The organism is Mycobacteroides sp. PCS013 (assembly GCF_049532645.1).
Lineage (GTDB): Bacteria > Actinomycetota > Actinomycetes > Mycobacteriales > Mycobacteriaceae > Mycobacterium > Mycobacterium gwanakae.
In genome coordinates this window covers 4,885,393-4,903,666 of sequence record NZ_CP150131.1, presented here as the reverse complement: position 1 = coordinate 4,903,666, position 18,274 = coordinate 4,885,393, and the positions used below count along the sequence as shown (strand labels likewise).

The window sequence follows — 18,274 nt, the reverse complement described above, 5'->3', positions numbered from 1 at the left end:
TGACAATCGGCCCTTAGTCATGGAGAAGGCGTGCCGCCGGGGACGTGGCCAGATAGGCGACCGCCTGTGCAGTGCTGCCCTCATCCACTGGGCTGTAGTCGCGTTTGAGCAGCCGGAGTCCGCTGCGAACTATGTATCCGGCAGCGGGCACCGCACCCCGCCGCCCGGAAGCGCGCAGCTTCCACAAAAGCCGGATATAGCCGATATTTGGCAACGCCGGATCTTCGTGGACAAGAAACCTGGTGCCGCGCAGCAGCATTACGAAGAAGACAACGCTAACCATGACCCCCGACACGACTTGGGCGAGATAGTCCATGCCGAAATACTTCGCCACGTTGTACGAGACGTGCCGGTGCTCCACTTCTTCGGCTCCATGCCACCGGTACAGGTCGCACAACATCGGGTCGGCGTTCATTTCGCCCCATGAGTTGTTCAGTGCCCAATGACCCAGCACACCGGTGTAATGCTCTGCGGCACATAGCGCGTGGGTTCCGGAGGCCAGCGCCTTACGCCGGTTCGTCTTATTCGCCCGTGCGGAACGATGGCCGTATTGGGCCACGACCCACTCCAGCTGACGCGTGAACGGCACCGGATCGATCCCATGCCGGCGCACATAGTCGACCAAGACTTCATCGTGCGTCTTCGCATGCACTGCTTCCTGCCCGATAAAGCCGACAATCTCCTCGCGCAGGCGCTCGTCTCGCACGTATTCCAGCGCATCGGATAACAACGCGCTGAACCAGCGCTCAGCCACCGGCAGGAACAAATTGAGCGCCGTCACGACATGCGATGCGTACGGATCGCCAGGAATCCAGTGCAGCGGCGAGGCTCCCCAGTCAAAATGGACATTTCGTGGGCGCAGCGCCACTTCCTCGGGAGCAAACCTATCGGTCGCCATTGACACTCCTCACCGACAACGTGCGCAAACTACACCGATCGAGCCGACGTTCTTGCGCTTTGGGAGTAATTCGATGCCAACGGCCCTCTGGACGGGTGTCTGTTGCGTCGGTTTTCACAAAGATCTCGCCGATGGATGGGAGACCCAACCGGCCGAGCACACATCACAGCGACTATCCCGACTGCAATACCGCCGCCGCGTCCTGCAGGCCGCGGATCGCTGCGGCAATCGCCGGACGGTGCTGGGCACCGGGACGGACCAGCACCTCGTAGAGCCGTCCCGCCCGGACCTCGCGGATGACCAGGCGTGCCACCCGAGGACTCCGGCTCACGTATCGCGGCATCAGCGCGATGCCATGGCCGTGCGCCACCATATCCTCGACGATCTGGAAATCCTTGAAACGGAACCGGACTCGGGGTCGAATACCCGCCGACACTCCGAGTGAGACCAGCACATCGTCCACCGGAAATCCCTCCGGGACACTGATCCAGGTCTCGTCGGCCAACTCGGACGGAGTCACCGATCCTCGCCCCGCCAGCGGATGATTCTTGTGCACCAGCAGATCGATGGGCTCACGCATCAGCGTCATCGACCACACCCGTGCAGAGCTCAGCACGGCGGCCCGCTCGTCACGGTGGGTGACGACGATGTCGTACTCGGTCAACAACCCGGGAGCCTCGCTGTACGTCACGTCCTCGTCTGCCGGACGCACATCGACCTCACCGGCCACCGCGGCCACCAGCCTGGGCAGCAGCAGGCTCCCACCGGACGGGAACGACGCGATCCGCACGATCGGCTGTGTCCCCTCCCGATACGCCACCATCTCCTCGGCCGCGCGGTCGACGGCGGCAATCACCTCGTCGGCCCGCAATACCAGCGCGCGGCCTGCCTCGGTAAGAGCGATACCCCGCCCGTCCTGCCGCAATAACGGCACACCGGCCTCCCGTGCCAAGACCTTCAACTGCTGCGACACCGCCGAGGGGGTGAGCCTCATCGCGTCCGCCACCTCGGCGACGGTGCCGCGATCGGCAAATTCTCGGAGAATCCGCAGGCGGCGCACATCCATGAAGGAAATCTACATCAATAGTGCACATTAATTAGATTGTGCTAAATCGATTGGATACGCAAGATCGACGGCATGACAACCCGGCACCGTCTCCTCGGACTGACAGTTGCAGTGTTGTGGGGCCTGAACTTCGTGGCGATCCACGCTGGGCTCGAGCAGTTCCCGCCGATCTTCTTCGCCGGACTGCGGTTCGCGGTGCTGGCGATCCCGGTGATCCTGTTCGTGCCCCTGCCGCGCGTACCGCTGCGATGGTTCCTGCTGTACGGGATCGGCTTCGGCACCGTTCAGTTCGCGTTCCTGTTCCTGGCCATGGCGAACGGAATGCCGACAGGGCTCGCATCCTTGGTGTTGCAGGCCTCGGCGCCGTTCACGGTGATCCTCGGCGTGCTGCTACTCGGCGAACGGATGTCGCGTCTGCAGGTCGCGGGGATCACCCTCGCGGTCGGCGGTATGGCTCTCATCGCCGCCGATCGGGCCGTGCATGGGGCCTCTGCCGCCGTGGTGCCGGTAATCCTGACGCTGCTCGGCGCCCTCGGCTGGGCGTTCGGCAACATCGCGAGCCGAAAAGCCATGGCAGACAACAGCGATCCGCACACGCCCATGCGGTTGACCCTGTGGATGTCGGTGGTACCGCCGATCCCGCTGTTTGCGCTCTCGGCGTTCACCGAAGGGCCGTCGGCCGGATGGCACTCGCTGACATCACTCGGCGAGCGCAGCGGGCTCATCGCCCTCGGCGGCCTTGCGTACATCGTGCTGCTGGCCACCATCGTCGGCCTGGGCCTGTGGACGTACCTGATGGGCCGCTACCCCGCCAGCCGGGTGGCACCGTTCTCGCTGCTGGTTCCGGTCGTCGGTATCACCGCTTCGTGGCTGGCACTCGGCGAGCGGCCCACCGCGATGGAACTCCTCGGGGCGGCGGTGGTGATCACCGGATGCCTGATCGGCATGACCGCGCGCCCCGTCGCCACGGCCGATGCCGATGCCGATACCAGCGACGCGCACGACCCCGTGCCCCTCGAACTGTCCGCGACCTGCGCCTCGCGAACGGCCCACTAACCTATGGGCATGTCGAGTGTGTTCACGAAGATCATCAACGGAGAGCTGCCCGGTCGGTTCGTCTATGAGGACGAGGACGTCGTCGCGTTCCTCACCATCGCGCCGATCACCCAGGGCCACACCCTGGTGGTACCCCGCGCCGAGATCGACCAGTGGCAGGACATCGACGCGGCCGTCTTCGCGAAGGTCAACCTCGTCGCGCAACGCGTCGGCCGCGCCATCCGTAAGGCCTTCGACGCCCCACGCGCCGGCTACATCATCGCCGGGATGGAGGTGCCCCATCTGCATGTGCACGTCTTCCCGGGTTTCACGCTGACCGATTTCAGCTTCGAGAACGCCGACCCCAATGCCTCGGCGGAATCCCTCGACGAGGCGCAGGCGAAGATCAAGGCTGCGCTGGCTGAGATCGACTAGTCCGCATGATCTTTGGCGCCGTCTCGGTGGTGTCCAGATCATCCGGTCCGGCGTCGTCGTCGGTCATGTCGGCACGCGGCAGCCGCACCTCGAATCGGCAGCCCTCACCCGGCGCGGTGTGCACGGTGACCGTGCCGTCGTGTGCGGCGGTGAGGGCATCGACGATCGAAAGCCCCAGCCCCGTGCCGCCGCTGCTGCGGGTACGTGACGTATCCGCGCGATAGAACCGCTCGAAGACGCGTTCGGCATCAGTCTTCGTCATGCCCGGTCCCGCGTCGATGACCTCCAGGAAGGCGTCATCTCCCTCGGTGCCCACCCGAACCCGGACGGCCGCGGTGGTGTGCCCGAGCGCGTTACTCACCAAATTGCCCAGTACCTGACGCAACCTCAGTTCGTCGCCGATGACCTCCGGGGTCCCTGGCCCATCAAAGACTTCCAGTTCCACATCACGTTCGGGCGCAGTGGCTTTCGCGTCGTGCACGGCGTCGGTGGCCAGCACCAGCAGGTCGACGAGGCGCTGTTCCATGGGCCGATGTGCGTCCAATCGCGCCAATAGCAGCAGGTCCTCCACGAGCTGCCCCATGCGGGTCGACTCGCCTTCGATGCGGCCCAGCACCAGCTCGATATCGGTGGCCGCGCCCTGGCGGTAGAGCTCCGCGTAGCCGCGGATGGTGGTCAGGGGTGTGCGCAATTCATGGCTGGCATCGGTGATGAACCGGCGCATGCGCTCCTCAGAGGTGCGGGCCGTCTTCGCGGACTTCTGCGAGTCGGCCACCGCACGCTGAATCTGCGCCAGCATTCCGTTGAGCGCCAACGATAATCGGCCCACCTCGGTGCGCGGGTCGCGTTCGGGTACCCGTCGATCGAGATGACCGGCGGCGATATCGGCGGCCGTCGCCTCCACCTCGGCCAGCGGCCGCAGGCTGCGGTGCACCAACCAATATCCGGCAATACCAAGCACAGTCAGCACGGCGGTCCCTATGGCCACCTGCAGCCACAGCAAGTCCCGGGCCGTGGTGCGCACATCGGTGATGTCACGGGCGACGGTGGTGTACCCGCCCATCGCGTCGTGGCGGGACACCGCACGCCACTCCGTCGTGCCGTCCGCAGAGCGCACCGTCACGGGACGGCCGCCCACATCGTTGTCGAACGGTAGGTCCGGATCGGCCCGGGCACGGTCATTGAGCATGATGACCACCCGCCCACGGTCATCGGTGGTGCGGATGAAGAACAAAGACGGGGGCCGGTGCCGGTTGGTGTCGAAGGCTGGCGGCGGCGGAGGGGGCCGATTCGCCCACCCATTAGCGGCGTCGATCAGCTCCCGATCGGCGCGGTTCATCATGGTGCGCTGCATGGTGGTAGTCACCGCGATGCCAGATGCCACCAACCCCAGCGCGACCAGAACCAAGGTTCCGACCACGAGGCTCACCCGCAGCGGTACACCCCGACGAACGCCGGGGCGGGTACTCACCGCGGCTCGCGCAATACGTATCCCACGCCACGAAGCGTATGCAACAACCGCTTCTCACCGTTGTCGATCTTGCGCCGCAGATACGAGACGTAGGACTCGACGACGTTCACATCGCCACCAAAGTCATAACGCCACACATGGTCGAGGATCTTGGGCTTACTGAGCACGGTGCCCGCGTTGATCATGAAATACCGCAGCAGCGTGAATTCCGTGGGCGAGAGCGCGACGGGCTCGCCGGTCTTCCACACCTCGTGGGTGTCCTCGTCGAGCTCGATATCGGCGAAGCTGAGCCGCGACTTACGGGCGGGCTCCGACCCCATCCCGGAGCGGCGCAGGATGACGCGTAGCCGGGCCACCACCTCTTCGAGGCTGAACGGTTTGGTGACGTAGTCATCGGCGCCCAGCGTCAGCCCGGCGATCTTGTCCTGCAGTCCGTCACGCGCGGTGAGGAAAAGCGTCGGAGCATCGATACCGTCGGCGCGCAGACGCCGCAGGACGCCAAACCCGTCCATCCCGGGCATCATCACGTCGAGGATCACCGCATCGGGGCGAACCGTGCGGGCCAGATCCAGCGCGGCAGCCCCACTATCGGCGGTATAGACGTCAAACCCCTGGAATTTGAGACTGACCGAGAGCAGCTCGACGATGTTCGACTCATCGTCGACCACCAGCACCTTGGCGGGCGTGGTGCCGTTGACGGGAAACGTTCCTTGGTGTGTCTCAGTCGTGATGCTCACCTCCAACAATCTTCCCCTCAAAATTTACGGTGCGCTGGATCTTCGCTGTGAGGTTCCTGTGAGTTCTTCACAGGAGATTGTCAGCCAATCGCGCAAACTCGCCCTAGAGTTGTGCCATGAAGCTGGTGTCGCTGATCACCGCGCCGCTCAGGATTTCGCTGGCCGTTGCCGATACCGGCTTGGCGGTGGCTGCCAAGGCGATCGATACCGGGCGCGAGATCCTCGCCGAACTTCCCGACGGGGAGCCCCACGACGGTCGCCGTGACGCCCCCGGCGCGGGCCTGGTCGGCACCGTCGAATCCCTGCTGGGGATGGCCGGGCGTAAGAGTCCGCTGCAGTCGGCGATGAAGGTCGCCGAGCTGATGGAGGAGGACAAACCGCTTGGCAGAGCGCTGCGGCCGGGCGGGCCGGTGGAGCGTGTCATGGCGCCGGGCGGGCTTGCTGATCGGCTGACCGAACCCGGCGGCGTCCTGGACCGGCTCTTCGCCAAGGACGGGCCCGTCGACAGATTGACTTCACAGGATGGCGCCCTGGACCGGGCGCTCGCTCCGGGGGGGCTGGTCGACCAGCTGCTTGCGGAGGACGGGATTCTGGAACGGCTGATGCGCGAAGAGGGCGTCCTGGACAAATTCACCGCCACAGACGGTCCGCTGCAGCAGCTGGCCAACCTGTCGGAGACGGCTGCCAAGGTGGCGCCCAACATCGACGCGCTGACACCCACCATCGAGCTACTGACCGATACCGTCTCGGCGCTCAGCTCCGTGGTCGGTCCGCTGGGCGGCTTCCTGCCGCGCCGGCGTCCGTCTCGGCCGTCCAGTTCACCGCGGCCGATACGGTCCGAGCGGGTTATCGAAGGTGAGATATAGCGGGCTGGCTAGTACGACTTTCCGTCGGCGTAGCGCTGCCGGCGGAAACTGCGGCCATTGCCGCGATTGCGGCTCTTGTAGGTCGGCAGTTGCGAGTCGCAGTTCGGGCAGACGAGTCGCAGATTCTCTCGACAATTGTTGGCAGAGTTTCCGTCGATATGGTCCAGCACCAGTACAAGCGGGGAGTCCTGCCAGATGCTCGCTCCGCTGCAGATCGCGCAGCGGCCCGATTGAGCCTCGGCGAGAAACGCGCGGACGTAATGTCCGCGACGACCGTCGACCCATGCCTCGCCCGATGCAAGCCACAGTTTGATGCGTTCGTCACGCCTGGCCATCGCCTGGCAGGCGTTGCCGCAATAGACCTTCTGACTGCGCTTGGAAAGCGACCTTCCACAGCCGAGGCACGTTCTCATGGGCTGAAATTAAGGGCAGGCACTGACACTCGAATACCTTGTGGAGCCCCCGGTCAGGATTGAACTGACGACCTTCCGCTTACAAGGCGGGTGCTCTACCACTGAGCTACGGAGGCAATGGAACGTCGAACAGCTTAGCGGTCTTCGCCGATGACATGTTCGGAGCCCACCCGCGCGGCCTGGCACATCGCTAGCCCTTGACCAGCAGCGCCACCAACAGCACGACCATCCCCAGCAGCAGGACGCTGAGGAAGGTCGGCATGTGACTCGGCGGCAGGTCGGCGTCGCGGCGCATGGCGTCCTGCACCCGGCGACGGCGTCGCGCAGCCGCCATCGCCAACAGACCGCCCGTGGTCACCAAAAGGATGCTCACCACATGCCGGGCACCCGGAATCCAGAACTCCGGGACGAACTGCATGAGGGCGACACCGCTGGCGATAAGCGCCAGCGAGGTGCGCACCCACGCGAGATATGTCCGCTCGTTGGCGAGCGTGAATCGGTAATCAGGTTCGGCGCCAACGGATTCGCCGACGGTCACGAGCCGTACTTCAGCCACAGCGGCAACACCTTGTTGAGCCGGTCCATGAATTTCTGCAGACCGACACGGTGCTCACCGAAGCCCATCGGGTCAATCCGGTACTCGGGGAACGCGATTCCCACACCGAAGAGCCCGGGCGCGATGATCCCGTTGGCCGGGTTGTACTCCAGCTTTCCCCACTGCGGCGCCGCGGGCACCGGCCGCGGGCTGAATCCCACGGTGTACACCGCGTAGTCGCAACTCTGGAGCAGTTCGGGGAACTCGGGGCTGTCGACGAGGCATCGCTGCAGTCGGGCAGGCAGCACCCCGTCGATGTTCTCCCGTGCCCACCGTGCCGCCTCACCCTTCAGGCCGGTGTCGTCGAACAGTGTCCAGTCCCCCATATCGACCGCGTAGCGCAGCGGCCCGCGATAGAAGTTGATCACCTTGGCCGCCGGCCCCGCCAGGAGGTTGGGCAGCGCGATCATGCTCGAGTGCGAAGCGCCGAAGACGGCGACAGTGGCGCCCTCCAGCGGCAGCGCGGCCAGCTTCTCAGGGTTGAGCGCCGCCTCGAGCGGGATCTCGTTCAGCCACGGATAGTCCAGGTTTTTGGGAACCGAGCCGACGGCCAGAATCACGTTCTTCGAGGTGATCTCGCCCATTTCGGTCTCTACGGTCCACCGGCCGCCGTGCAGCGACAGCCCCGTCGCGGTGGTGCGCAGGGCGCTCACCTGCTCGCGGAGCTGGCCGGTGATCCATACCAGCGGGTCCGCCACATCACCGAGCAGACACGTGTCCGTGGGCGCAAGGTCGTTCAGCGCGAAATGCGGCGCATGCGCGAACCGGAAGGACTGCGCATCCGTCAGGTAGTTGATGAACAGCTTGACCGACGTATTACTGGGCACGGCACGCCATTTCGTACCAAAGTCACCTGCGGCGAACTCCGGGTCGATCCAAGCGATGGAGCCGGACGGCACTCCGCGATCAAGGAGCTTCCCCACTGCCGCAATTCCCGCGGGGCCCGCACCGACCACTGTCCATCCGTACTCGCTCACTGTTCTGCCCTTCTCTGCGTCGAAAATCTCGGAACGCCACCGCCGCACTTCCGGTGACTGTCTTCGATTGTTCTGCGCAACGACGGGCGCGAGTAGTGACTAATCCGTGAACAGCTCCAAAGTTTTGCTTATAAACACAGGTAAGACGGCTACGAACGTTCCGTGTCTTCTATTTCCCAGGTACTGGGGAGCATGGGAGCCACCTGCCGGGTGTCCTCGGAAGCGAGTCTGACGGTCCGGGCGCTGTGCGTATCCGTGGCGGCGGGCACGGTACCTGCGAATCCCAGCGGGCCGGCGCCTCTGCTCGTGGCCGCGCGCTCGACGGTCTCGGCGGAGTGCCCGACCGTCGCGCCCATTCCGGCTGTCTCCTCCAGGTATTCGTAACGTTGGCCTCCGATGCGGGCCTTGCTCTTGGCGCGCTGCCTGCGTCGAGCCTGGGCTAGCGCCGTCGCGCTTGCCGCTGCGGCGGCATCGACGGTGTCGACGGCATTCTCCGACGACTTCGCGGCGCCCTTGGGACCAAAACTCACTCCAGGTGGCACTAAACCGGGTATGGCATAAGTGATTCCACTCAACGGCGCGGGAGACGGGGCCGGCGCGGCCCCGCTCGATGTGGGAGTGATCGCCGACGAGCCTCCCGACGGCGTGACGGACATGGCCGGCAGCGCTGCGGCGGCCACACCCGGCTCCGGACGGTGCACAGCGCGGAACACCGGCCGCTCAGCTGATGGGGCCGGTGCCGGAGCCGGAACCGCCGCCGGAGCAGGACGCAGGTGTATCAACGCCGCCAATCCGCTGAGCCCGCTGAGGGCTGGAATGAGGAACGGCAGCAGGTACGAGGCGTAGTACGGGTACCAGAGCAGGTCGTAAAGGAACAGCATGATCACCGCCAGCACCGCCGAGGTCGCCGGGTTGAAGCCCATCTTCTCGAACCACTGCTGGAATCCCTGCAGCATCTTCGAGATCTGGTCCGGTGAGCCCGGGATATCCGACTGGTCGCTGCGCGCTTCGCCGCCGGGCGCGAGAATCGGGGGTGCCTGTTGCGTCGGCGGGATCGCCGAGGTCATGGCCTCCGTGGTCGCCTGATACGTGCTCATGGTGGCTGCCGCCTGCACCCACATCCGGACATAGTCGGCCTCGTTGAGCGCGATCGGAATGGTGTTGATTCCAAAGAAGTTCGTGCCCACCAGCACTGCGTGTGTGACATGGTTGGCGGCAAGCTCCACCAAGGTCGGCATTGCCATGAGCGCGCTACCGTAGGCTGCCGCCGTTGTTTCGTGTTGCGCGGCAATGACACCGCTCTCGACAGCGGCCTGCTCGAGCCATGCCAAGTACGGCACGTGGGCAGCCACGTACTCCGATGCGCTGGGCCCTTGCCAACTACTTGCCTGTACCCCAGCCAAGATCTGGGTCAGTTCAACCGCCGTGCGCGCGTAGTTGTCCGCGATCTCTTGCCACTGCAAGGCAGCGGCAAGCACCGCCCCCGGACCGGGACCCGCACTCAACAGCGCCGAATGCACCTCCGGAGGCTCCGCCATCCATATCGGTGCCGTCACACGCCGCCTCCCTGCCTAATGGGCGCAACAGTTTCACGCCACATTTGGAGTAGTCGTACTGAGTACCGAAAAGTTCCCGCACAACCAGAATCCGCGTCTGAAATCACATTTATCGTTGCGCGCCAGGAATTCCCACGCAGTGTCACCGTCCCGTACAGTCGGCCCCATGCCAGTCATCGACGCTCGACACCTCGACGGTGTGTCCGAGACCGCGCTGCTCACCTTGCACCAGCGGGCGACGGAAGCGGCCCGGCCGGACGGCATCATCGACGACCCGATGGCCATTGCGCTGCACGCCGGCCTGGATTACGACTTTCAGCACTTTGGCCGCATCCATCAAGCTACTGCCTTGCGTGCCTTGATATTCGACAAGGCAACGCAGGAGTACCTGGCGGAACACCCCCGTGCGAATGTAGTGGCGTTGGCCGAAGGATTACAGACGAGCTTCTGGCGCGTCGACAACGGCGAACTCACCTGGTTGTCGGTCGACCTTGAGCCCATCGTGCGGCTGCGCCAGCAGCTACTCCCGCGATCGGACCGGTTGCGCTACAGCGCCCAGTCCGCGCTCGACTACTCGTGGATGGATCGGGTGGATGACTCCAATGGTGTGCTGATCACCGCCGAGGGCCTCTTCCAGTATCTGGAACGCGAGCCGGTGTTCGATCTGATCACCGAGTGCGCCAGGCGTTTTCCCGGCGGCAGGTTGATCTTCGATTCGGTGCCGAAGTTCCTGAGCGCACACTCGCAACGCGGCATGAGACTCAGTGAGCAATACACCGTGCCGCCGATGCCGTTCTCGTTCACCGCCAATCAGTACGGTGAGCTGCGCGCCATTCCCGGCATCCGCAGCGTGCGTGAGCTGCGGATGCCGGCGGGGCGTGGCAAGGTGCTGCGCTGGGCCGGCCCTCTCCTCTATGCACTGCCCGGCCTGCACCGGCTGCGCGCACCTCACACGGTAATCGAGTTCGGCTGAGGTAAAAGACCTTTCGGCGGGTGGCCGCTATCCGGCGGCGACAGCGAAATCGCCACCGGCCCTGACGAGCGTGTCATGCACTTCTTCCACCGACAGCACACTGTCAGTCAGGACACGCACGGTCGAGGCTCCCTTGGGATCCAGGTCGACGGATACCTCACGCACCGGGTCGAGTGCGGTCAGCGCCTCGGTCACTCCCATGACGCATGAGTTGCAGTGCATCCCGCTGATGGCGAAGATCTGCTCGGACATCGTGTTTTTCCTCCTGAGATATTTGTTCACAACGGATTTGGTGGAACGAAACCTTCTAAGGCGTTTATGCGCCCCATTTGGCGCCTTCGGCCATGTCGCGGGCGTTCATCGACAAGGTGTTGGTTTCGTGGGTGGAGCCCATCGCGCGGTAAGCGCGGATGAGCTCTTCCATCGCGGTGTTCCACTGAGCCTGCCAGGCGGCCTGGCTCATCGAGGTATCACCGTGCCAGGCCGCCTGCAGGGAAGCCTGCTGAGCGGCCAGATCAGCACCCAGAGCGGTCAGCACACCGGAATAGGTGTTCATCTCACCGGCATGGGCCAGCATCGCGGGGTAGTTGAAAGTAATCTGCGACATTTCTATCTCCTCAAAAATCCGGTCTTAAACACCGACATAACGGCTGGCGGCGGCGGCATCCTCGGCCACATAGGTCGCGGCGGCATCACCAAGGTTGATCTGCGCGATATCGAGCAGCGCGTTGACCTTCGCGGCGACCTCCACGAACCGGGCGTGCGCGGCCTGGAAAGCCACCGAAGACTCACCGACATGGAACGCCTGCGCCGACAACGCCGCCGACTCCGCCTGCGAGATCGTCGAACGCATCAAAGCAGTCTTAGCACCAAACGTGCCCTCCGCAGCCACCAGGGCCGGAATGTGCGCATCAAGCAAACTCATGAAACTACCTCTCGTTGTGTGGTGGATTGCGCCGAGAACTAGGCGATTCCCGGCATATACGTTGCGGCAGCATGCATATCGCCGACGGTGTAACCCGCGCCGGCCTCGGTCACCCCGACTCCGGCCCTTCCCAGCTCGTAGACGGCACCGGCCGCGGCAGCGTTGCGCTCGATGCCATGGGCGCTGAAGACGGCCGCGCTCTGGATGGATACCGGGTCGGCGGCCGGTGGTGCCACCGCGCCGATCACCGGGGCCGCGGCGGCATGCACCGCGGCGAGCCGTGCGGTCAGGGCCTCTACCGCGGCGCTGGCGGCTGTCAGCCCCTCGGGAACAACGTTCAGGTACATAGCGAATTCTCCTTCTCTGATCCCACATCGGTCATTGAGAACATCCCTGCACGAGTAGATCTCGGATCGACTCCGGTACTGCGCCAAGTTCTGATACCGCCAGGTCGAGGGAAATCGTCGGGTATCGGGCGAGATGGTCCGCATAGGTCTGCGAGCCGAGCCGCAGTCCCAACCCGGCCCAGGCGTCAATCACCGACCATCGCCGTGGATTTCGCTTGGCCCAATCACTACCGTCCAGCAGTTGCTTCCATTCACTCAGCTCGAGCTCATCGAGGCCGAACCCCGCGAGGAACTCGGCATAGCGGACCTCCATACCGCGCACCACGGTGATGCCCCGGCCGAGTGCCGACGGTTCACTCGCCATGCCAAGGATGGACGTCGCCGCGGCGTAGCCCGTGGTGACCTCTTCGGTCAGCGAGACAGAAGGACAGGCCCGCAGGGCAATACACGCATCGACAATCGACACCAGCACATCGGCACTATCGACCAATTGGCCAGCCTCCCCGAGAACTCTTGGCAGCCGTGCGAGCGTGAAGTCAAGCCCGCGCGGTGACGCCGCGACCACCAGTTCGGCCAGCGCCTTGGATGCCGCGTAGGGATAGAGCGCCTCACGTGGATCGGTGACACGTGCGGCATCAACCTCCGCGTTGACGACGAAGGTCGACATGTGAATCAACCGGGCATCGCGTGCCGCACAGATGTCCACGGCGGCAGACACCCACTGCACGTTAGCGTCCCGGATATCGCGGTAGGGGGCCAACATGTTGGTGTTTCCAATGCAGTTGACCAGTGTGCGCGCCCCGTTCTCGCGCATCAATGTGTCCAGTGCCTGCGGGCCGAACCCCGTACCGACATGCTGAACCCTGACTCCATCGACAGCCCGGAGGGCCGGCCATGGTCCGGAATCGGGGAGCTCCGACCTCGTCACCAAGACGACGTCCGGACGCAGCGCGCCATCGCTTTTCAGGTCGACTGTGGCGCGGGCGAAGCCGGTTCCGACGATCCCGGATGCTCCCAACACCACGATCGTCCCGTCTGCGTTGGCTCGGGAGTTGTTGCCATTCAACACCGTCACGCGGGGCGTTGCCGTCAGCCGTTCAAGGTCTGCGCCGATCTCGCACGCGGTGTCGGCGGCACCGAGCTGGTCGGCCGCCGCACCCGCCGCCGCGAGGTAGGCGGCGCTGTCAGCGCTGATCACATCGAGTACGGACAGCTGACGGCCGAGATACCGGCGTGTGTCCGGCAGAATTCTGATCAGGTCGAGCGAGCCAATTCCCTCGGCGAGGAGCGACGACTCCGCCCGGATTTCCCGCCCGAGGTACCGGCTCCAGATTCGCGCGAGACCCGCGGCTGTCGCGATGGCCGCTTCCTCGTCCGGCGCTGCGTCCACAAACTGTGGCATGGTCCGCAAGCGTTCGTCGTCGATCTTGCCGTTGGGCTTACGTGGGATGCGCGACACACTCACCACAAAGAACGAAGAGACACCCGAGTCCACCAGAAGTCGCCTGATCCGCGTCGCCAATTCGTTGTCATTCAGGTCTTTACGAGCCTGGAACCACACCACCAGCGCGCCCCGGTGTACCCCCACTCCGGCATCGGCGATACCGGGTTCCTCGCCGACACGTCGAACGATCGCGGCGGTGTCAATCCTTCTCCCGGAAATCTTCACGATGGCGTCGCGGCGCCCGGAGAAGACGGGGAATCCATCCTCGTCGAACACGACGCGGTCGGCGGTGGCGAATGCCCTCCGGGATGCGCCATCGGCGGTGCGGACCACACCGAAGCTGTCGCCCGATGTCCCGAGGTAACCTGCCGAAACGGTTTCTCCGACAACCACGATCTCACCGAATGCGACAAAGACCGTGTTGGGCACCACCGGCAGACCCACCCGAAGCCGCTCGGAACTATCGCCGTGCCGCGCACCGTCGATCGGTAGATACGTGACGACGACAGTGGTTTCGGTCGGACCATAGCTCGAGATGAGTGAGACACCCTGCGCACCGGCCGAGTCCAGCCACGTGTCGACTGCGCTCGGACGGATTGCCTCACCGCCGACGACCACCTGCCGAAGAGCAGAACAACCGATCGACGCCAGCGACTGGGCGTCATCGCACAGCAGGTGCCACACGGCGGTCGGCAGGTCGATCAGGGTCGGTTCCAGCACCTGGATGTCCCGAACGAGCGCATCCAGATCTCCGGATTTCATTGCCGCAGAACGTACTATCCGCAAACCACAGACCGCGCCGCAGAATATCTCCTCCACACTGATATCCGATGTCAACGGTGCGCATTGGAGGATGCTGTCCCGCGCCTCCCAGCCGTAGGCGTTCGCGGCCGCGCGGGCGAACAGTGCGAGCGCGCCATGCGTTACCGGCACGAGTTTGGGCCGACCAGTCGACCCGGAGGTAGCCATGATGTACGCCGTCCTGGTCGCCAGGCCGGCGTCCCGCACCACCGCCTCGGTGCGCTCTTCGACGAGACGCCGCGTCGCACCGTCCAGGTTCGTCGGGATAGGTGCTGCGGTATCCACAACGTGTGTTACGGCGCCACCATCATGTTCGGTGATGGAATCGGCCCGCAGCGGCATATCTTTCGCGCTCTCACACACGCTGTATCCGCAGCCTGCGAGATGACAAGCGATCAGAAGGTCGACGGTCTTGTCGGTGTCGTCGTCAACGCACACCACGATGTCCCCCGGCGCGACCCCGCCCGCGACCAGCCAGGCGATCCACGGCTCGACGAATCGCCGCCCCCGCAGGAACCGGTCCACACCACCGCCGGCATCAAGGAACCAGGCGGGCGTCGCGGCTGCCTCGGCCCGCACACATTCATCACCACGGCGTCGTGTGCCGTCGACACCGATCCCGAACCACTCGTTCACCGTCATGGCGATCGGTAAGTGCCACATGGCTTCCATCGAGCCCAGCGCCGCCGCGATCCGTTCGGCCATCCACAACGGCGGCGTGTTCGCGTCGCCCACGTCCGCGCGGTTCCAGATCGACAAGGCGAGTGTTCGTTGTTCCTCGTCGACGACGCACGACACGGTCATGCCTTCCACCGGACCGATATCGGTTGCGTAAGGCGCCGCCGACAGGAACGGGCGAAGGGCGGGTGCGCACGTCTCGCGGATGAAGTTGAAGGTCAGCGCCTCGACGTGCGAGGTCTTGTTTATTGCCAGGTACATTCGGCGATACTGTTCCTCGCGGAGCCACCGGCGCCGCGAGGCTCTGACATAGTCACGGTCCAGCGCGTGTACGACATCCTGCACAGAGGCAAAGGCAGGGAAACGGACCGGATGCGCGATCGAATTGACCAGGCAGGTTGCTACGTTCAGGTCGGGTTCCGCGAACCTGTTGTCTACCGCATGGATCAGCAGGGTGGCTGTGCTCTGCCGCAGACTTGCATCCACTGCGATCGCGGCCGCCGCCACCAGAATGTTCAATGGCACCTGCTTGGCTTCGGACAGCGTTTCGATCTTCTCGAAGGCCTTACCCGATAGCGTGAACGACTCTCGCAGAACACCTCTGGCCGCCCCTACCGGCCCACCGCCTGCACCGTGTCCGCATCCGCCGGTGTGGGATGCGTCGGCGAGTTCGCGCTGCACTGCCTGACCAAACCGTCGCAACGATTCGTCTGTCTTGGTGGCCTCGCGGCTGTGCGCCTCAGAAATTTTCGCTAGAGATGCTCTTGGACACGGGGTTTCGGTCTCCGCCAAGCCTGCCAGCCGCTGGCCGAGATCGGTCTCTATCACCGCGATGGCGCCGCCATCGAGCAGGAGGTGGTGCGCGTGGATGTCGAGCCCCACCACCCGCCCGTCCGTTTCGGTATGGACGGTGTAACGCACGAGTGGCTTGGCTTCGAGGTCTGTTGACCACATGCGGACAAGCTCGTCAGCGCCCCGTGTTGTCGGAGCACCCGTGTCCGCAGCCGTCTGCACGATGTCGCCGAACTGCAATCGCCGCACCAGTTCTGGGTAGCGTGATTCGCCTGGCACCTGTTCGAGGACACACAACTGGACCGCGTTGGCGACTACTGCCGCTTCCAGCGCGGACATGAACACCGGACCCTCGATGGGATGAAGCCGGTAGCTCTTCCCGATCAGATACAGCCGGGGGTCATCGGCCTGCGACGCGCCGTTGTACATGTTCTGCTGGGACCTGCTCAACGACACCCGGTCAACTCGAGGTTCCACCGCCAGCGTCATGTGACGCCCTCTGGCTGCGCCTGCTCCAACACCTGCGCCCATCCGGCAACGGAGAGATCCGAGATCAAACGCTTCTGCAGATCCGACCCTCGGGCTACACCCAGCTGTTTCATCAACAGCACGAAACGGACCGAGTCCAGACCCAGCTCCCGAAGATCAGTGGCATCGCCGTCGAAAAGCTCCGATTCGGAGATGTACAGCACGTCACAGACGGCCGCCACGATCCGGTTCCGCACGTTGTCAGGCACGCGTCAGTGCCCCATTCAGTGAGGCGGCCAATGCCGAACGCATGACCTTGCCGGACTTCGTCCGCGGGATATCTGCGACTACTGCGATGATCGACGGCCTGGCCATCGACTCGGATTCGTGGCGGTACGTGGCCGCGATCCGCTGCTTGAGCTCAACGGTGCCCAGCTCGTCAAGCTGCGCGGCCGGTACCACCGCCAAACCGACCAGCGCGCCGAACTCCTCGTCCGGTATCTCGTAACACGCCGCTTCACCGACGCCTGCAACGCTTTCGGCGATCCTGTCAACCTCGTCCGGTACCACGTTGACCCCTCCGGAGATGATCATCTCCGAGGAACGCCCCCTGATGTAGAAGAAGCCATCGTCACGATGCTCCACCAGGTCGCCGGTGTTCACCCATCCATCGGCCAGTACCTCACGGGTACGGTCGGGATTTCCCCAGTAACCGAGCATGTTGGCCGGCGACTTGATCCACAGCGTGCCGTACGGCGCAGAGGTGCCGCCGTCCATGGGTCCGCCGGTCCCGCTGTCCGAGAGGAAGGTCTGCACTCCGGGATACGGACGGCCGACCGCACCCTGCTCGATCCTGGCGAGCGATTCCTCGTCGGTGGGCAGACACAGTGCGGTACAACCAGTTTCACTCAGACCATAGACCTGAGCCGTTCGCACCCCCGCGGCTTCGATGAACTGCACATCGTCCGGGATCGCCCGTGAGCCGCCATAGGCTATGAACCGCAACGAGGAAACGTCTTGCCCGGTGATTCTGAGTTCGGACACCAACCTGGTCAAGAGGGTGGGCACCAGGCAAGCAGTCGCCACCTCATTGCCCACCAGCAGGTCCATCAACGATGCCCCACCCTCGCCGCCGGTGATACACGATGCGCCGTGCATCAGGCCGTTGAGAATCCACCAGAGCCCACCGATATGCGTTGCCGGTAACGGCGAATAGCTCGTCTCGCCCGCGACCCAGTCGATCCAGCTCAGCCCCTCATCGCGCAGGATATCCGGGATAGCGAAGAACGTGCGGTGAGCGAGCAGCACGGCCTTCGGTTCACCTGTCGTTCCGCTGGTGAAGATCATCGCGAGCGGGTCGTCGGCGTTACTTCCGGTATGCGTTGCCGGCCAATCTATGTCGCGATTCGGGTCATCAAGCCCGCCGGTCGACTCGGCCGCATCCGGGAGAATCGCGGCCGGATCAGTGATTTCGCAGAACCGCGCGATGGCGGCGGCGGGCAGGTCCTTGTCCACCATGACGGCGATGGCGCCGACCTGCGCACACGCGAGTACCGAAAGGTACGTCTGGGGTCCGTTGTCCGACAACACCACAACCCGTGATCCCCGAATCACCGACTGTGCCCGAAGGGCTGCGGCGAGCCCTCCGACCTCGGCGACGAGCTCTGCGTAACTCACGGCACCGGTGCCGTCACTGCGGCGCAAGGCGATGAGATCTGGCCGGATACGGGCCTGCTCGAGGACTCGTTCCCAAACGGTGGGTGGTGGCGCGGACATGGCAGAGGGAGACGCTTCCTG

The 18,274-nt window shown here is 64.4% G+C and carries 19 protein-coding genes and 1 tRNA gene; 4 read left to right on the top strand and 16 right to left on the bottom strand.

Annotated features, from left to right (window positions below):
* Window positions 1–13 precede the first annotated feature (13 nt).
* Together RHO23_RS24405 and RHO23_RS24400 are read right to left on the bottom strand one after the other, a co-directional pair.
* On the bottom strand, window positions 14–898 hold the full coding sequence (locus RHO23_RS24405; RefSeq protein ID WP_057966763.1) for a metal-dependent hydrolase: 885 nt from the start codon (window positions 896–898) through the stop codon (window positions 14–16).
* Between the two features lie 172 nt (window positions 899–1,070).
* The gene (locus RHO23_RS24400) at window positions 1,071–1,964 is read right to left on the bottom strand and encodes a LysR family transcriptional regulator (RefSeq protein WP_423488446.1); all 894 of its coding nucleotides are present in this window, start codon (window positions 1,962–1,964) and stop codon (window positions 1,071–1,073) included.
* 72 nt (window positions 1,965–2,036) lie between these two features.
* Between RHO23_RS24400 and RHO23_RS24395 the strand changes: the two genes are divergently transcribed.
* Both RHO23_RS24395 and RHO23_RS24390 read left to right on the top strand, forming a co-directional pair.
* Window positions 2,037–3,020, top strand: coding sequence for an EamA family transporter (locus tag RHO23_RS24395; protein ID WP_423488445.1), 984 nt, complete (start codon window positions 2,037–2,039; stop codon window positions 3,018–3,020).
* A 9-nt stretch (window positions 3,021–3,029) separates the two neighbouring features.
* On the top strand, window positions 3,030–3,434 hold the full coding sequence (locus tag RHO23_RS24390; protein WP_046255490.1) for an HIT family protein: 405 nt from the start codon (window positions 3,030–3,032) through the stop codon (window positions 3,432–3,434).
* On the opposite strand, the gene RHO23_RS24385 is transcribed toward RHO23_RS24390, so the two are convergent.
* Both RHO23_RS24385 and RHO23_RS24380 read right to left on the bottom strand, forming a co-directional pair.
* Window positions 3,406–4,905 (bottom strand): ATP-binding protein, encoded by a 1,500-nt coding sequence (locus tag RHO23_RS24385; RefSeq protein WP_423488444.1) that lies wholly within the window; start codon window positions 4,903–4,905, stop codon window positions 3,406–3,408. The two genes, RHO23_RS24390 and RHO23_RS24385, sit on opposite strands and share 29 nt — an antisense overlap.
* On the bottom strand, window positions 4,902–5,642 hold the full coding sequence (locus RHO23_RS24380; protein ID WP_272909190.1) for a response regulator transcription factor: 741 nt from the start codon (window positions 5,640–5,642) through the stop codon (window positions 4,902–4,904). Before RHO23_RS24380 ends, RHO23_RS24385 begins: the two co-directional genes overlap by 4 nt.
* Before the next feature lie 116 nt (window positions 5,643–5,758).
* Between RHO23_RS24380 and RHO23_RS24375 the strand changes: the two genes are divergently transcribed.
* The gene (locus RHO23_RS24375; protein WP_064407764.1) at window positions 5,759–6,508 is read left to right on the top strand and encodes a hypothetical protein; all 750 of its coding nucleotides are present in this window, start codon (window positions 5,759–5,761) and stop codon (window positions 6,506–6,508) included.
* 8 nt (window positions 6,509–6,516) lie between these two features.
* On the opposite strand, the gene RHO23_RS24370 is transcribed toward RHO23_RS24375, so the two are convergent.
* The 5 genes from RHO23_RS24370 to RHO23_RS24350 form a co-directional block, all read right to left on the bottom strand.
* Complete coding sequence (locus RHO23_RS24370; protein ID WP_070941918.1) at window positions 6,517–6,921, bottom strand: HNH endonuclease signature motif containing protein; 405 nt, start codon at window positions 6,919–6,921, stop codon at window positions 6,517–6,519.
* A gap of 41 nt (window positions 6,922–6,962) precedes the next feature.
* Window positions 6,963–7,037: transfer RNA gene (locus RHO23_RS24365), tRNA-Thr, on the bottom strand.
* 74 nt (window positions 7,038–7,111) lie between these two features.
* A complete protein-coding gene (locus tag RHO23_RS24360; RefSeq protein ID WP_046252489.1) occupies window positions 7,112–7,459 on the bottom strand; it encodes a YidH family protein in 348 nt (115 codons plus the stop codon).
* Window positions 7,456–8,493 (bottom strand): pyridine nucleotide-disulfide oxidoreductase, encoded by a 1,038-nt coding sequence (locus RHO23_RS24355; protein ID WP_070917221.1) that lies wholly within the window; start codon window positions 8,491–8,493, stop codon window positions 7,456–7,458. The genes RHO23_RS24360 and RHO23_RS24355 overlap by 4 nt, the downstream gene beginning before the upstream one ends.
* Before the next feature lie 149 nt (window positions 8,494–8,642).
* The gene (locus RHO23_RS24350; RefSeq protein WP_070941917.1) at window positions 8,643–10,049 is read right to left on the bottom strand and encodes a PPE domain-containing protein; all 1,407 of its coding nucleotides are present in this window, start codon (window positions 10,047–10,049) and stop codon (window positions 8,643–8,645) included.
* Window positions 10,050–10,215: 166 nt separating this feature from the next.
* Between RHO23_RS24350 and RHO23_RS24345 the strand changes: the two genes are divergently transcribed.
* Window positions 10,216–11,022: a class I SAM-dependent methyltransferase gene (locus tag RHO23_RS24345; RefSeq protein WP_070951587.1), complete on the top strand. Its 807-nt coding sequence runs from the start codon at window positions 10,216–10,218 to the stop codon at window positions 11,020–11,022.
* Between the two features lie 27 nt (window positions 11,023–11,049).
* Here the strand turns inward: RHO23_RS24345 and RHO23_RS24340 are convergent, their stop codons facing one another.
* The 7 genes from RHO23_RS24340 to RHO23_RS24310 form a co-directional block, all read right to left on the bottom strand.
* Window positions 11,050–11,274, bottom strand: coding sequence for a heavy-metal-associated domain-containing protein (locus tag RHO23_RS24340; protein ID WP_030094173.1), 225 nt, complete (start codon window positions 11,272–11,274; stop codon window positions 11,050–11,052).
* 64 nt (window positions 11,275–11,338) lie between these two features.
* Window positions 11,339–11,629, bottom strand: a complete 291-nt coding sequence (locus tag RHO23_RS24335) for a WXG100 family type VII secretion target (protein ID WP_005062633.1) — start codon at window positions 11,627–11,629, stop codon at window positions 11,339–11,341.
* Between the two features lie 24 nt (window positions 11,630–11,653).
* A complete protein-coding gene (locus RHO23_RS24330; RefSeq protein WP_030098163.1) occupies window positions 11,654–11,947 on the bottom strand; it encodes a type VII secretion protein EsxS in 294 nt (97 codons plus the stop codon).
* A gap of 38 nt (window positions 11,948–11,985) precedes the next feature.
* The gene (locus tag RHO23_RS24325; RefSeq protein ID WP_057967063.1) at window positions 11,986–12,294 is read right to left on the bottom strand and encodes a PE family protein; all 309 of its coding nucleotides are present in this window, start codon (window positions 12,292–12,294) and stop codon (window positions 11,986–11,988) included.
* Between the two features lie 31 nt (window positions 12,295–12,325).
* Entirely contained in the window at window positions 12,326–16,498 is a 4,173-nt protein-coding gene (locus RHO23_RS24320) for an AMP-binding protein (RefSeq protein ID WP_423488443.1), read from the bottom strand.
* Window positions 16,495–16,734 (bottom strand): acyl carrier protein, encoded by a 240-nt coding sequence (locus RHO23_RS24315; RefSeq protein WP_064410134.1) that lies wholly within the window; start codon window positions 16,732–16,734, stop codon window positions 16,495–16,497. The genes RHO23_RS24320 and RHO23_RS24315 overlap by 4 nt, the downstream gene beginning before the upstream one ends.
* Before the next feature lie 4 nt (window positions 16,735–16,738).
* The gene (locus RHO23_RS24310) at window positions 16,739–18,253 is read right to left on the bottom strand and encodes an AMP-binding protein (protein ID WP_423488442.1); all 1,515 of its coding nucleotides are present in this window, start codon (window positions 18,251–18,253) and stop codon (window positions 16,739–16,741) included.
* Window positions 18,254–18,274 lie beyond the last annotated feature (21 nt).

Coding starts and splice junctions, on each gene's coding strand:
- RHO23_RS24330 (WP_030098163.1), bottom strand. CDS start 11,947: ATGAGTTTGCTTGATGCGCACATTCCGGCCCTGGTGGCTGCGGAGGGC.
- RHO23_RS24335 (WP_005062633.1), bottom strand. CDS start 11,629: ATGTCGCAGATTACTTTCAACTACCCCGCGATGCTGGCCCATGCCGGT.
- RHO23_RS24310 (WP_423488442.1), bottom strand. CDS start 18,253: ATGTCCGCGCCACCACCCACCGTTTGGGAACGAGTCCTCGAGCAGGCC.
- RHO23_RS24375 (WP_064407764.1), top strand. CDS start 5,759: ATGAAGCTGGTGTCGCTGATCACCGCGCCGCTCAGGATTTCGCTGGCC.
- RHO23_RS24325 (WP_057967063.1), bottom strand. CDS start 12,294: ATGTACCTGAACGTTGTTCCCGAGGGGCTGACAGCCGCCAGCGCCGCG.
- RHO23_RS24405 (WP_057966763.1), bottom strand. CDS start 898: ATGGCGACCGATAGGTTTGCTCCCGAGGAAGTGGCGCTGCGCCCACGA.
- RHO23_RS24370 (WP_070941918.1), bottom strand. CDS start 6,921: ATGAGAACGTGCCTCGGCTGTGGAAGGTCGCTTTCCAAGCGCAGTCAG.
- RHO23_RS24340 (WP_030094173.1), bottom strand. CDS start 11,274: ATGTCCGAGCAGATCTTCGCCATCAGCGGGATGCACTGCAACTCATGC.
- RHO23_RS24400 (WP_423488446.1), bottom strand. CDS start 1,964: ATGGATGTGCGCCGCCTGCGGATTCTCCGAGAATTTGCCGATCGCGGC.
- RHO23_RS24345 (WP_070951587.1), top strand. CDS start 10,216: ATGCCAGTCATCGACGCTCGACACCTCGACGGTGTGTCCGAGACCGCG.
- RHO23_RS24395 (WP_423488445.1), top strand. CDS start 2,037: ATGACAACCCGGCACCGTCTCCTCGGACTGACAGTTGCAGTGTTGTGG.
- RHO23_RS24390 (WP_046255490.1), top strand. CDS start 3,030: ATGTCGAGTGTGTTCACGAAGATCATCAACGGAGAGCTGCCCGGTCGG.
- RHO23_RS24320 (WP_423488443.1), bottom strand. CDS start 16,498: ATGACGCTGGCGGTGGAACCTCGAGTTGACCGGGTGTCGTTGAGCAGG.